Source organism: Paraburkholderia guartelaensis (assembly GCF_004353905.1).
GTDB lineage: Bacteria > Pseudomonadota > Gammaproteobacteria > Burkholderiales > Burkholderiaceae > Paraburkholderia > Paraburkholderia guartelaensis.
On record NZ_SMOD01000001.1, the window covers coordinates 436,548 to 450,265 of the forward strand.

The window sequence follows — 13,718 nt, forward strand, 5'->3', positions numbered from 1 at the left end:
TCAGGCCTCCCGGTAAGTGCCTTTGGCCTTGGCGGCCTGGGTGGAGAGAAGGTCCATGAGCGCGGGGCTCAGGCAGTCGTACGGCTCGAGGCCCTTGTCGCGCAGCGTCTGGCGCACGTCGGCCATGGCCGAAGGCGGCGTGCCGCTCTCGATGATCGAGGAGACGAAGGCCGCGAAACCGGGGCCGTCCCAGCCCGTATCTTTCGATAGCTCCGTGTGGATGAAGTCGAGACCGTAGAATGCGTGATCCTTCTTCTCGATGCGGCCATACAGGTGCGTACCGCAGGCCGTACAGGCGTGACGCAGGATCGTGGCTTTGTCGTCCACGACCTTCAGCTTTTCACCGTGCGCCGTGACTGTCACCTTGTCGCGCGGCACGACGCCCACGACGGAGAACAGCGCCCCTGCGGGCTTCCAGCACTGCGTGCAGCCGCAGGCGTGGTTGAACAGGACCTGCGAGTCGATGCGGACTTCGACCGGATCTTGTGCGCACTGGCAGCGCAGCGTGCCGCCCGCGAAGTTCTCGGCGCCTTTCTGGATGCCGCGGTCAACCGTGGGGTGAATGGCTGAGGCCATGGTCTCTCTCCTTCGATTTGTGTCAGTTCAGTGTCAGTAGTGAACGACGCTCCGGATCGATTTGCCCTCGTGCATCAGGTCGAAGGCTTCGTTGATGCCCGTGAGCGGCATCGTGTGGGTGACGAACGGCGCGAGCTGGATCTTGCCCGCCATCGCGTCTTCGACCATGCCCGGCAACTGCGAGCGGCCTTTCACGCCGCCAAAGGCCGTGCCGAGCCAGCGGCGGCCCGTCACGAGCTGGAACGGGCGCGTGGAGATCTCTTGACCCGCGCCGGCCACGCCGATAACGACCGACTGGCCCCAGCCACGGTGCGCGCATTCGAGCGCCGCACGCATCACGTTGACGTTGCCGATACATTCGAAGCTGTGATCCACGCCCCAGCCCGTCATGTCGACGATCACCTGCTGGATGGGCTTCTCGTGATCCTTGGGGTTCACGCAGTCGGTGGCGCCAAAGGCGCGCGCCAGATCGAACTTGCCCGGATTGGTGTCGACGGCGATGATGCGGCCGGCCTTGGCGAGCTTCGCGCCCTGGATCACGGCGAGGCCGATGCCGCCCAGCCCGAACACGGCGACGGTGTCGCCTTCCTGCACCTTGGCGGTATTCTTCACCGCGCCCAGACCCGTGGTCACGCCGCAGCCCAGCAGGCACACCTGCTCGGGGTTGGCTTGCGGGTTGATCTTCGCGAGCGAGACTTCGGCCACCACGGTGTACTCGCTGAACGTGGAGCAGCCCATGTAGTGATAGAGCGGCTGGCCGTTGTAGCTGAAGCGGCTCGTGCCGTCGGGCATCACGCCCTTGCCCTGGGTCGCGCGCACGGACACGCACAGATTGGTCTTGCCGCTCTTGCAGAACAGACACTCACCGCATTCGGCGGTGTAAAGCGGGATCACGTGATCGCCCGGCTTCACGCTGGTCACGCCTTCACCCACTTCCACGACGATCCCGGCGCCTTCGTGGCCGAGCACGACGGGGAAGAGGCCTTCGGGGTCGTCGCCGGAGAGCGTGAAGGCATCGGTATGACAAACGCCGGTATGCGTGATCTTGACCAGCACCTCGCCCTTGCGGGGCGGTTCGACGTCGATCTCGACGATCTCGAGGGGCTTGCCCGGCGCAAACGCAACTGCAGCACGCGATTTCATAGTAGTCCTGTAAAAAAGAGGGTTGGCCAGATCGGTGCGGGAAATCCCGCGGCGAGCTAGCGTAAATAGGTTCGAACGAGGGTCACCACATCGTCGATCGATCCCGGAGACTCCGCTGATCCCGCAAGGTGGGTGAATTCTTCACGCAGGTGGCTTTCGAGCACACCGGCCATCACGCCGTTGATCGCGCCGCGAATTGCCGCCAGTTGCTGGAGCACCGGCGCGCAGTCCGCGCCTTGCTCCAGCGCGCGCTCGAGCGCGTCCAGCTGGCCGCGGACCTTGCGCACGCGCGTGAGCACGCGCTTCTTTTCTTCGGGGGAATGAGGCATGACGGCATCGATTGAGGATACTGTGGGGCAGTATAGGCGAATACTGGCAGGGAGTATACGTTTGCATTGATGTCGCCGACGTGATGCCTGGTGAATATCGGGGCTGTTCCCTCAGGACATGCGGCGCATAATGAACCCATGTTGGTCCCTGGCCGCGACGAGGTTGTATGCGCTGCACAAACTGCGGATTCGAGAATCTCAACCAGGCCAGATTCTGCGAAGCATGCGGGACCATGCTCACGCGCACGTGTCCCCGGTGCGGGCACGAGGCCGCCGCAGCCGCCCGATTCTGCAACGAGTGCGGGGCGCAACTCAGTGGGGCGCCGGAGTCTGCGCAATCCGCTGCGGAACCACCGCCTGCGCCAATTCATTACACGCCCCATCACCTGGCTGAGCGTATCCGTGCCGAGCACGTGGCCATGGAGGCAAGAGGCGAGACCGCGGGCGAGCGCAAGACCGTCACAGCGCTGTTTGCCGACATGGCCGGCTCCACGGCCCTGATTCACGGCCTCGATCCGGAAGAGGCCCACCATCTGATCGAACCCGTCGTCGCATTGATGATGGAAGCCGTCCACTATTACGAGGGCTACGTCGCCAAATCGCTGGGTGACGGCATCCTCGCGCTGTTTGGCGCGCCGATCGCCCACGAAGACCATCCGCAACGCGCGCTGTTCGCGGCGTTGCGGATGCAGCAGGCCATGCGCTGGCATGGCGACCGCATTCGGCTGGAAAAAGGCATTCCGCTGCAGATTCGTGTGGGTGTGCACACCGGCGAGGTCGTCGTACGCTCGATCCGCACCGACGATTTGCACACCGATTACGACCCGGTTGGCCACACGATCCACATTGCGTCGCGCATGGAGGGCATCGCCACGCCCACGTCGATCCTGGTGAGCGAATCGACTCACAAACTCGCCGAAGGCTATTTCGAGTTCAAGGCGCTGGGGGCAGCCCAGGTCAAGGGCCTTCCCGAGCCGCTTCCCGTCTACGAGGTGCTGGGTCCGGGCGCACTGCGAACACGACTGCAACTGGCTGCACATCGCGGCCTCGCGCGCTTCGTCGGACGCGAGGCGGAAATGGCGCACCTGAACCAGGCGCTGGAAACGGTGCGGGCGGGGCGAGGGCAGGTTGTCGGCGTGGTCGGTGAAGCCGGTGTCGGGAAGTCACGGCTCTTTCACGAATTCAAGGAGCGTTCCCGGCGAGGGTGTCTGGTGCTGGAAACGTTTTCAGTCTCGCACGGCAAGGCGTTCGCCAATCTGCCGCTGATCGAACTCTTGAAGAGCTATTTTCAGATCACCGCACGCGACGATGAGCGGCGTTGCCGCGAGAAAGTCGTCGGCAAGGTCTTGACGCTCGAGCGCAGTTTCGAGGACCTCGTGCCTTACCTGCTGTATCTGCTCGGCATGGGAGAATCGGCTTCGGCGCTGCCGGACATGGACCCGAAGATTCGCCGCGATCGGACGTTCGACGCCATCACGCAACTTCTCACGCGTGAGAGCCAAAGCCAGCCTGTCGAGCTGCTGTTCGAAGACCTGCAATGGCTGGACCGCGAGACCGAGGCGTTCCTCGTCTATCTTGTCGAGCGCGTGCCGGACACGCGTATCCTGCTGCTCGTGAACTTCCGGCCGGAGTATCGGCCGGCATGGGAATGCAGCCAGCTTCGGCTCGAAGCGCTCGGGCCGGGCGAAGCCCAGGGACTCCTGACGGTCCTGCTCGGCGACGACGCCTCGCTCCTGCCCCTCAAGCAACGCATCCTCGAAAAGACGGAAGGCAATCCGTTCTTCATGGAGGAGGTGGTGCAGACGCTCGCGGAGGAGGGCTCGCTGCTCGGCGAGCCGGGGCGCTACCGGATCGAGCGGACACCGGCCGCGCTGCACATTCCGACGACGGTGCAGGGCGTGCTCGCCGCGCGTATCGACCGGCTTCCGCTCGCGCAGAAGGAACTGCTGCAAACGCTCGCCGTGATCGGCAAGGAGTTTCCGTTCAGCCTGATGCAGCGTATTTGCAGCGGACAGCTCGCGCGCACCGACGACGACCTGCGCGGGCTGCTCGCGCACCTCGAAGCCGCGGAGTTCATTTACGAGCGGCCGGCTTACCCGGAGGTCGAGTACTCGTTCAAGCACGCGCTGACGCAGGAAGTGGCGGGCCATTCGCTGCTCACGGAACGTCGCAGCGCGTTGCACGAGCGCACCGCGAAGGCGATCGAAGCGCTGTTTCCCACGCGTATCGCGGACTACTGCAGCGAACTGGCGCATCACTACAGTCTGAGCGGCAATATTCCGAAGGCGGTGGAATATCTGCACCGCGCGGGGCAGCAGGCGCTCAGGCACGCCGCCGATCCCGACGCGATGCATCACCTCGGCGCCGCCCTGGGGCTGCTCGAGCGATTGCCCGATACGCCCGCGCGCGCCTCCCGCGAGCTGACGTTGCTGCTGGCGTTGGGGCCGGCCTTGATGAACGTGCGCGGCTATGGCGCGCCCGAGGTCGCTGCGACCTACACGCGCGCACGGCAATTGGGCGAGCAGCTCGGCGAGACACCACAGCTATTTGCGGCGCTGCTCGGGTTGAGAATCCATAACATGACGCGCGCGAATTACGCGGTGGCGTGCGAACTGGGCGAGCGCATGCTGCGCATGGCGGAGCACGCAAAGGATCTCGACTGGCTGCTGGAGGCCCACGGCGCACTCGGCGCGTGCCTCTTCCTGCAGGGGGAACTGGACGCGGCTGCCGCGCACCTGGAGCAGGCGCTCGCGCTCTACGATCCCGAGCGCCATCAGGCCCATGTGTTCGCGCATGGCGTGGATCCCGGAAGCCGCGCGTTGAATTTTCTGGCCTTGATCCGCTGGCTTCAAGGCTATCCCGATCAGGCGCATGCGCGCAGCATGGAGGCGCTTGCGCTCGCGCGCAAGCTCGCCTACGGGCCGACGCTCGCATTTACGCTCGCTTATGTGGCCGAACTGCATCAGATGCGGCGCGAGGCGCCGCTGGTGCGGGAGCGCGCCGAAGCGACGCTCTCGGTCGCGAACGAACACGGCTTGCCGTACTGGTTCGCCTGGGGAAGCATTTTGTCGGGCTGGGCGCGCATCGAACCGGGCAGCTTGCAGGAAGGCATCGCCCAGTTGCGCAAAGGCTTGCACGCCGAACAGTCCGCTGGCGGCGAGGAACACCGCTCGTACTTTCTGGGCTTGCTGGCCGACTGCCAGGGCAGAGCCGGCGACATGGAAGGTGGCCTGCGCACGCTGGAGCAAGCCATGGCGATCGTGAACGCAACCGGCGAGCGTTTCTACGAGGCCGAATTGCATCGGCTCAAGGGGACCTTGCTGCAAGGCGCGTCGAGTGAAGAGGCGCAGGCGTGCTTTGTCAAAGCGATGGCTGTGGCTCGCGCGCAAGGCGCCGGGTCGCTGGCGTTACGCGCGGCTTCGAGTCTGGCGCGCCTGTGGCAGCGTGCAGGTCGATCGGACGAGGCGAGACAGGTGCTGTCCGAAGTGCTCGACACGTTCACAGAGGGTTTCGACACCGCCGACCTGCGAGAAGCCAGGACATTGCTGGACGCGCTCGAATCGAGCGATGCGTGAGCGGTCGATGACGTGCATGGATGAGCGTACCGCCCGAGGAGGCGACCCATGGCGACGAAGCGAACAAGAAGCCAGAAAAGCGATCACGATTCCGCGGCGCCCAGGCCGATCGCGCTCGCCTTGCAGGGCGGCGGGATGCACGGCGCGTTCACATGGGGCGTGCTCGACCGCCTGCTCGAAGACAAAAGGCTCGCGATCGAAGGCGTGAGCGCAACGAGTGCCGGCGCGATGAATGGTGCGGTGCTCGCGTACGGACTGTTGCAGGGAGGCGTGGGCGGAGCGCGCCAGGCGCTGCACGACTTCTGGGAAGCGGTGGCCGAGTCGGCCGAGCGCCACAATCCGCTGCGCTGGGTGCCGTGGCTCAAGGGCTCGCACAGCTTCGGGCTCGATCATTCGCCGCTCTACGCGGTGGCCGACATCATGCTGCGCGTGTTCTCGCCCTATCAGTTCAATCCGGGCAACGTGAACCCGCTGCGCCAGGTGCTCGAAAACCAGGTCGACTTTGCCGCGCTGCGCAAGGCGTGCCCCATTCTGCTGTACCTGTGCGCGACCAACGTGGAGACGGGCAAGATTCGCCTCTTCAGCGGTGAGGACATCTGCGCGGACGCCGTGCTCGCCTCCGCATGTGTGCCGACGCTGTTCCATGCCGTCACGATCGCAGGCGAGCACTACTGGGACGGCGGTTATATGGGCAACCCGGCCATTTATCCGCTGATCTATCACTGCCAGACGCGCGATGTGGTGATCGTCCACATCAATCCGCTCGTGCGTCCCGGCGTGCCGGTCACGGCCGCCGACATTCTGAATCGCATCAGCGAGATCAGTTTCAATTCGTCGCTTATGCGCGAAATGCGCGCGATTGCATTCGTCACCGAGTTGATCCAGCAAGGCAAGCTCGCTCGCGACGAGATGAAGGAAATGCTGATTCATTCGATCCGCTCCGACGCCGCGATGTGCGCGCTCAGCGTATCGAGCAAGTACAACGCGGATTGGGATTTCTTGTGCGAACTGCGCGACAACGGCCGCAAGGAAGCGGATGCCTGGCTCGCGCAGCACTACGCGGATATCGGTCAGCGCTCGAGCATCGACATCCGCGAGGAATTTCTCTGAGCATCGCGCAGTGCGCAAAGGAGCAGGCGTGAACCGCACGCAGGCACGCTTCGTCGAGTTATGGTCGCGCAGCGGGGGCGCGCGCGCCGAGGCCGTCTTTGCCGATCTCGCGCGGCATTATGGCGAACCGGGGCGGCACTACCACACGCTGCGTCACGTGCGCCGCTGCCTGCGCGATTTCGATCGGGCGCGCGAGGCCATTGCGGATGGCGATCTCGTGGAACTTGCGTTGTGGTGCCACGACGTGATCTACGTTCCGGGTGCTCAGGACAATGAACAGCGCAGCGCGGAGTGGCTGCGGCGCTGCGCAGACGATCGCATCGCGGCTTGCGAGCGCATTTGCGAAGCGATTCTCGCGACCCGGCATAACCGCGCGCCAGACGAGCTGGATGCGCGCTTCGCATGCGACATCGATCTCGCGTCACTGGGCGCACCGCGCCGCCAGTTTCAGGACAACGGCATGCGCCTGAGAGCCGAACGCCCGGACCTCGACGACCATGCGTACGCCTTGCAGGAGCGGCGGATGCTGGAAGTCCTGCTCGCGCGGCCGCGCATCTACCTGACCGATTACTTTCATTCGCATTGCGAAGCGGCGGCACGCGCCAATCTCGTCTGGCGGCTCGCTCAGCCGGTGCCGGGCGCGGCGACTTGAGGCCAGGCAGGCAAATCAGGATTTCCTGACCCAAAAATCAGCAAACCCGCGCGCCAATTTACGGCTTAATCGCATGTAGCCGTCTGATGCCCGTGCCGTTATGCCAGTCATGATGCACACGCGCGAGAGTGGCGAGTGCATACCCATCCAATGAACCTGGAACACGCGTGATCATGGCGGATAGCAAAGACGTGTTGAGCGTGCTCAAGTCACAAGTGGCGGAAACGACCATCAAGATTTCGCATCTCGCGGCAAGGTCGCTCGTCATGCAGAAGTTCATCGAACTGGCGTTGCCGAAACTCACACCGGCGCAATGCGGCGAGATCCATGGGGTGCTCAGGCAAGTGCTCGAAGACGTCATGACGGTGATGGACGACGTCACGCTGCCCGGCGCCTATCACGCCGCGTTTCTCGACAAGACCAACGAGATGTTGCGTGCGCTCGAAAAGCGCCAGGCGGAAGGGGAATAACTACCCGAGTTCGTTGTCGGTCGACAAGGCCCGATTGGCGTTTTCCGGCGTCTCGTTGAACACGATGCGAACCGTCGAACCGGGGCCGTCACGGCTACCGATATGAAACTGCGCGCCGATCATCCGCGCGCGCTCCTGCATGCCCTGTAGCCCGTACGAATCCCCGCGGATCGCTTTCGCCACGTCGAATCCGTTCCCGTCGTCGTGGACCTCGAGTTCGAAATGGTTATGGATGCAGCGCAGGACAACCTCCGCATGCGAGGCCTGCGCGTGCCGGCTGACGTTGGTGAGCGCCTCCTGGACGATACGGAAAACCGCCGTCGCGCGGTCGTCGCTCAATGAAGGTTCGCGACCTTCGAGCCGGAACGTGCAGACCGTTGCGTTGTGTCGCGTGAAGTCATGAACGAGCCATTCGAGCGCCGAAAGGAGGCCGAAGTTCAGCGCGGCCGGCCGCAAGTGACTCGCGACGTTGCGCACGATGTCGATGGTGCGTTCCGCCAGCCCGCCGATGTCGCCCACCTTTTGTTGCCACTCGGCGCCCTGGCTCAGGGCGAGCTTGAGCAAGGACACATTGATCTTGATCGCGGTGAGCAACTGGCCCAGTTCGTCGTGGATCGTCATGGCGATCTGCCGCCGCTCTTCTTCGCGGATCGATTCCTGGTGCGACGAAAGCTGGCGCAACTGTTCGCGCGAATGGCGCAGCAACTGCTCGGTTCGCGTGCGTTCGCGCACTTCCTCCTCGAGCTGATCGCGATGGCGTGTGAGGATCTCCATCGCCTGCTTGCGGTCCGAGATATCAGTCAACTGTCCTTCGAGATATCGGGGGCCTGCGCCGTCGTAGCGTATGCCGCGGGCATTGAGCTGACACCATACCGCGGTGCCGTCGGCGCGGGTCAGCTCGATTTCCAGCCCCGCGATCTTGCCGGACACTTGCAGCATCGCGAAGAGTTGGGCGGTTTTCCCGCTGGAGAACGGCTGTGGCGTAGCATGAACTGCGCTCGCGTCGTCGCCCGGCACCGTCGTCATGCCGTGGACGTCGCGATAGCCGAGCAACTGAGCCATCGCGGGATTGGCGTCGCAGAGTTTGCCGTTGCGATCGAGCACGAAGAATCCTTCGAGTGAATTCTCGATGATGCTGCGGTATTTGCGCTCGCTCTCCCTGAGCGATGCCGTCGAGTCGCGCAACCGCTCCGCCATCACGTTGACGCGCGCGGCGAGCCTGCCAAGCTCGACGCTGGATTCGATTGCGCACCGGCTCTCCAGATCGCCGGACGCGATGCGGTCGACCATTTCCTCGAGGCGCCGGATCGGCTCGCGCACCAGGTGCTTGATGAGCAGAAAGGTCGTGACGTAGACCACCGCGAGCACGAGCGCCAGGGTTCCCAGCACCGCCGCGCGCGCGGCCTCGAAACCGCGGTCGGCAGCGGCCCTCGTCAAGACCACGCGGACCTCGCCGATCTTTTCGGGCGGCGCGTCGCCCGGTGGCGTGAATTCGATCGGCCGCACGCGGACCACGCGCGCCTGCGGGTCAGGCATAGGCGCGTTGCTCGCGTCGGCAAGCACGCCATAGTTGGTCGCGGTCACGGTGAAGCTCACCACCTCCGGATTCGGTTTGAGCACATTCAGTTGCCGCGCAATCGCCTCGCGATCGACATTCCAGAGCGGTTGCGCAAGCGACTGACTCAGGAGATCGGCAATGCGGTTCGCTCGTTCGTCGAGTTCCGCGATCCGGCGTTCGCGCGCATGCTCCAGCAGGAAGAAAGCCGAGGTGCCCGCCACCAGCGTACAGAGCACCAGCAGCGAGAGTATGAGCTGCGCATGCAGACTGCGTGGGAAGCGCGCGCGCAAAAGGGATTGCAGCATCACACGCCCTTTGAATGGGAATTGAGCAGGGTGTCGAGATCGAACGTGTAGGCGCCCGCACGCCGGCTTTGAATGCGTGAGAAGCCGCTGAAATCGGGGGACGTGCGGCCGTGAAAGGCAATCTCCGCGTAACGCACGGCGTCGCTGCCGTCGAGCACCTTCAGGTAGTCGAGCCGCTGACGCGGTCCGCCCACTTGCGCAAAGTCCGCGCCGTAATGGTAATCGTGAATGAGGACCATCGCGCATGCGCCGATGAACTGATCGCCGGCAACGATCGCGGCCAGTTCGCCGCGAATGACTGAAGCCACGGCTTCGGGCAGCGCGCCGAGGCCGCCGACGATGGTGGACAGATGCCGTTCCTCCACTGCGCTCAATGCGCCAAGCGTCATCGTATCGTTCGCAGCCCAAAGGATATTGGCATCCGGGTAGCGCGCGAGCAGCACACGCGCCTTGTCCCGGCCGTCGGAAAAACTCCAGTCTCCGTAGACGAGCTGATCGATATGGTCCTGCGGCCGGCGCGCCAGCGCCTCCTGCACCCCGGCCGCGCGCTCGCCCGAAACCGGCGTGGCAGGGTCGCCGGTAATGCCGATTACGTGTGCAGGCCCGCTGCCGTTCAAACGGATCAGGTATTCCATGAGGCGAAAGCTTCCGCGCTCGGCATCGGCGGTGACGGTGCCGATCCAGTTCGCGATCCGGCCGCGCTCGTTGCCGGTCTGCGTGCGCTGGGCTTCGGTCAGATCGTTGTGGATCAGCAGCACTTTGGCGGGCGAGCGCGCCAGCGTTTGCAGCATCTGGGGCGCGGCCATCTTCTCGTTGACGATCACCACATAGTCGGGTGCCGTTGAACGCGCAGCCACCGATTCGGCCTGGCGCAGCATCAGCAGATGATCGCGCTCCGCGTAAAGCACTTCGAGTTGCATGCCGAAGCGTATCGCAGTCGCTTTCATGAAGCGCGACACGAGTTGCCAGTGTTGGCCCGTATCGTGTTCGACGCTTTCGCCCGGATTCAAAAATACGACGCTTGCCGGCGGGCGGCTGACCGGCAATGCCATGGTCGCCCGCATCGTTACCAGGCTCGCGCCTAGAGCGACGCACTGCGCGATCATCTGTCTTCTGTTCATACGAAATCAGCGGATGCCATGCGGGGCATTGTGTGGAACGGAAGGGGCAGTCGCGCGCAGCATAACGCGACGTAATCTCGCCGACAATCCGCTTTACTTCGGGCGAGAAGCGTCATTCGTTGTGGACATTCAAGGGCGCGATTGCCGATCGAAGTCCGGGATTCAGGATTTCCTGACATGAAATTCAGGGTTCCCCTTTCCTGTTTGCAGTCGAAGACGACTGCACGCGATCATTGGCGGGATCATCATGTCGTCAGCAAAATTTCGAAGCTGCAGAGGCGACGCGCGATGATTTCGGAGTGGGGCGACTGTAAGGCGGGCGTTCAGGACGTGAACACGATCTGCATGCGCCTGTTCGATACATGGTGCGAGTCCCGCAATCTCACGCCGCTGGCTTACTTGATGCACTGCTGGCCGCTGCCGGACAGCCGCGCGGGCACGATACGGCGTTTGCAGGAAAGCATGAAAGACTTGCGCCGCAACCATGCGGACAAACTCGATCTGTACGCATTATCGGCGCTCGGCGAACTCGCCCGCAGTCTCGACGAACTGATCGACCGTGCGGAAATCTCCGCGACGCATTCGTTCGCCACGCAGGGCATGCACGGCATGGAGGGCTAACGGGGCGCGGGAATCCGTATTACCTGAATACGTGATAAAGGGTTGCCGAAGGGCCATGGCTTTGGCGACGAGGACAAAACAAAGGAACCAGGGCCGGAGCAACCGTGGGCACGATGACTGACTCGCAGGCCGCGACAACGATCCCCTGCACGATTCTGGTCGCGGGCGGTACGCCGAACGAGACCCGTTTGATCGCCGATCACCTCGGATGGGAGGGCTTCGAGGTGCTCGCCGCGAACAACAGCCTCGAAGTGCTGGAGCGCGCGTGCACTTCCCAGCCCGAACTGATTCTGCTCGATGCAGAGGCCGCCAGTGTGCGCGCCCTGGCGACCTGCCGCAGCCTGAAGTCAGACGAGCGAACGCGCGATATTCCGGTGCTGCTCATGATGCCGGCAGGCAATCATCGAAACCTGGCCGACGGTTTCAGCGCCGGGGCAGCCGACCATGTGCGCAAGCCCGTGCGCGTCGAGGAACTGATGGCCAGAGTCCGTACGCACATCGCGCTGCGCTCGGCCTCCCGGCAGATCGCCATGCAGCAGCGCGGCCTGAATGCGTGCGAAACGCGCTTTCGCGCGATCGTCGAAGCAGGGCCGGTGGCGATGGGGATTACCTCGATGCCCGACGGCGATCTGCTTTATTCCAACGCGCGGTTTCGCGAACTGTTTCGGCTCGACGAAGCGGCGAGCGCGAACGTCAATATCGTCGATTTCTACGTCGATCCGATGGAGCGCGAAAAACTGGTGCGCTGTCTCGCTGCGCAAGGCAGCTTCGGCGACGCAGAGGTGAAACTGCGCCGGCCGGACGGAACCCAGTTCTGGGCCATGGCGACAGCCCGGCTGTCGAACTATGACGGCGCACCGGCCATCTACGTGGGTCTGCACGATATTTCCGGCCGCAAGCGCGTAGAGGACGAACTCTTGCGCTCCCGCGAGCAGCAGCGGGCCCTGTCGGCCTATCTGGAAGGGATTCGCGAAGACGAGCGCAAGCGCAGCGCGCTCGAGATTCAGGACGAACTGGGGCAGTTGCTGACTGCGCTGAAAATGGATGTCTCGCTGTTGAGGATGCGGCTCACCGACGATCCGGAGGCGATCGGGCGCGCGGACGACATGCGCGAACTGGTCGAAGGCACGATCTGGATGGTCCGCAACGTGGCAAGCCACCTGCGGCCTGCTGCGCTAAACTTCGGTCTCGTTTCGGCGCTCGAATGGCTGACCAGTCAATGGAGCCGGCACAACGCCATCCCGTGCGAGCTGCACATGGCAAGCGGCGAGCCCGCCTTGTCGGACATGCAGGCCACGGTGCTGTTCCGAATCGTGGAGGCTGCGTTGACGAACGTCGCGCGCCACGCGGCGGCGCAGCGCGTCGCGGTCACGCTCACCACCGGGCCCGGCTCGCTCGACTTGCGTATTCGCGACGACGGCCGCGGATTCGACGTGGCCGCCGCGTATGCAAGGTACGCATACGGCCTGCTGGGCATGACAGAGCGCGCGAGGCTGATTGGTGGTACGTTGAGAATCGACAGCCAGCCTTGCAAAGATCCCACCATCGGCATTGCGTCCGGCACCACGATTTCGATCCACGTTCCGCTTGAAAGCACCCCATGATCAGGATACTCATCGCCGATGACCATGCCATCGTGCGTGGCGGACTCAAGCAAATCCTCGCGACGACTGCCGACATGGTCGTGACGGCGGAGGCCGGGCAGGGCTCGGAGGTGATCGAAAAGCTGAGGACCAGCGAAGTCGACCTCCTGTTGCTGGACATGACGATGCCGGGCATCAGCGGCGTCGATCTCATCCGCCGCGTGCGCGCCGAAGAACCTGCGTTGCCGGTGCTCGTGCTCAGCATCCACAACGAAGCCCAGGTCGCGTCACGAGCGCTGCGGGCCGGCGCGACTGGCTATGTGACGAAGGACAGCGATCCCGAAGTGTTGCTTGCCGCGATCCGCAAGCTCGCGGACGGTGGGCGCTTTATCGACCCGAAACTCGTCGACGCCATGGTGTTCGAGAAGCACTCGGGCGATGTGCCCCCACACGAGGTGCTCTCGGACCGCGAGTTCCAGGTGCTGCAGATGCTGGCGTCGGGCAAGAGCATCAACGATATCGCCGACGCGTGCGCGCTCAGCGCCAAGACGATCAGCACACACAAGATGCGGCTGATGCAAAAGCTGGGGCTGGGCAACAACGCGGAGGTGATCCGCTATGCGATCCGGCATGGCCTGGTCGGCGAGTAACGAGCGGCCATGCACAGCGAGAAGG

12 protein-coding genes are annotated in these 13,718 nt (G+C 63.9%); 7 read left to right on the forward strand and 5 right to left on the reverse strand.

Going from position 1 to position 13,718, the window contains the following annotated elements:
• Genes gfa through frmR form a run of 3 tightly spaced genes read right to left on the reverse strand, consistent with a single transcriptional unit; the run spans position 1 to position 2,048 of the window.
• On the reverse strand, positions 1–576 hold the full coding sequence (gene gfa / locus E1N52_RS01910) for an S-(hydroxymethyl)glutathione synthase (protein WP_133179669.1): 576 nt from the start codon (positions 574–576) through the stop codon (positions 1–3).
• Positions 577–609: 33 nt separating this feature from the next.
• Positions 610–1,719 (reverse strand): S-(hydroxymethyl)glutathione dehydrogenase/class III alcohol dehydrogenase, encoded by a 1,110-nt coding sequence (locus tag E1N52_RS01915; RefSeq protein WP_133179671.1) that lies wholly within the window; start codon positions 1,717–1,719, stop codon positions 610–612.
• Positions 1,720–1,775: 56 nt separating this feature from the next.
• Positions 1,776–2,048 carry a formaldehyde-responsive transcriptional repressor FrmR gene (frmR, locus tag E1N52_RS01920; RefSeq protein ID WP_133179673.1) on the reverse strand — a complete coding sequence of 91 codons (273 nt, stop codon included), beginning with the start codon at positions 2,046–2,048 and terminating at the stop codon, positions 1,776–1,778.
• A gap of 167 nt (positions 2,049–2,215) precedes the next feature.
• Here frmR and E1N52_RS01925 point away from each other — a divergent pair, with 167 nt between their 5' ends.
• From E1N52_RS01925 to E1N52_RS01940, 4 genes are all read left to right on the forward strand, one after another.
• A complete protein-coding gene (locus E1N52_RS01925; RefSeq protein WP_133179675.1) occupies positions 2,216–5,623 on the forward strand; it encodes an adenylate/guanylate cyclase domain-containing protein in 3,408 nt (1,135 codons plus the stop codon).
• 48 nt (positions 5,624–5,671) lie between these two features.
• Positions 5,672–6,733 (forward strand): patatin-like phospholipase family protein, encoded by a 1,062-nt coding sequence (locus E1N52_RS01930; protein WP_133179677.1) that lies wholly within the window; start codon positions 5,672–5,674, stop codon positions 6,731–6,733.
• 28 nt (positions 6,734–6,761) lie between these two features.
• A complete protein-coding gene (locus E1N52_RS01935; RefSeq protein ID WP_133179678.1) occupies positions 6,762–7,385 on the forward strand; it encodes an HD domain-containing protein in 624 nt (207 codons plus the stop codon).
• 173 nt (positions 7,386–7,558) lie between these two features.
• The gene (locus tag E1N52_RS01940; protein WP_133179680.1) at positions 7,559–7,855 is read left to right on the forward strand and encodes a hypothetical protein; all 297 of its coding nucleotides are present in this window, start codon (positions 7,559–7,561) and stop codon (positions 7,853–7,855) included.
• Here the strand turns inward: E1N52_RS01940 and E1N52_RS01945 are convergent, their stop codons facing one another.
• Both E1N52_RS01945 and E1N52_RS01950 read right to left on the reverse strand, forming a co-directional pair.
• A complete protein-coding gene (locus tag E1N52_RS01945) occupies positions 7,856–9,718 on the reverse strand; it encodes a PAS domain S-box protein (RefSeq protein ID WP_133179682.1) in 1,863 nt (620 codons plus the stop codon).
• Complete coding sequence (locus E1N52_RS01950) at positions 9,718–10,839, reverse strand: ABC transporter substrate-binding protein (RefSeq protein ID WP_246088911.1); 1,122 nt, start codon at positions 10,837–10,839, stop codon at positions 9,718–9,720. Before E1N52_RS01950 ends, E1N52_RS01945 begins: the two co-directional genes overlap by 1 nt.
• Before the next feature lie 288 nt (positions 10,840–11,127).
• On the opposite strand from E1N52_RS01950, the gene E1N52_RS01955 reads away from it, so the two are divergent.
• The 3 genes from E1N52_RS01955 (at position 11,128) to E1N52_RS01965 (ending at position 13,693) form a co-directional block, all read left to right on the forward strand.
• Positions 11,128–11,460 carry a hypothetical protein gene (locus tag E1N52_RS01955; protein WP_133179684.1) on the forward strand — a complete coding sequence of 111 codons (333 nt, stop codon included), beginning with the start codon at positions 11,128–11,130 and terminating at the stop codon, positions 11,458–11,460.
• Positions 11,461–11,573: 113 nt separating this feature from the next.
• Positions 11,574–13,064, forward strand: coding sequence for a response regulator (locus E1N52_RS01960; RefSeq protein WP_133179805.1), 1,491 nt, complete (start codon positions 11,574–11,576; stop codon positions 13,062–13,064).
• Positions 13,061–13,693: a response regulator gene (locus tag E1N52_RS01965; protein ID WP_133179686.1), complete on the forward strand. Its 633-nt coding sequence runs from the start codon at positions 13,061–13,063 to the stop codon at positions 13,691–13,693. The genes E1N52_RS01960 and E1N52_RS01965 overlap by 4 nt, the downstream gene beginning before the upstream one ends.
• The last annotated feature ends 25 nt before the right edge of the window (positions 13,694–13,718 follow it).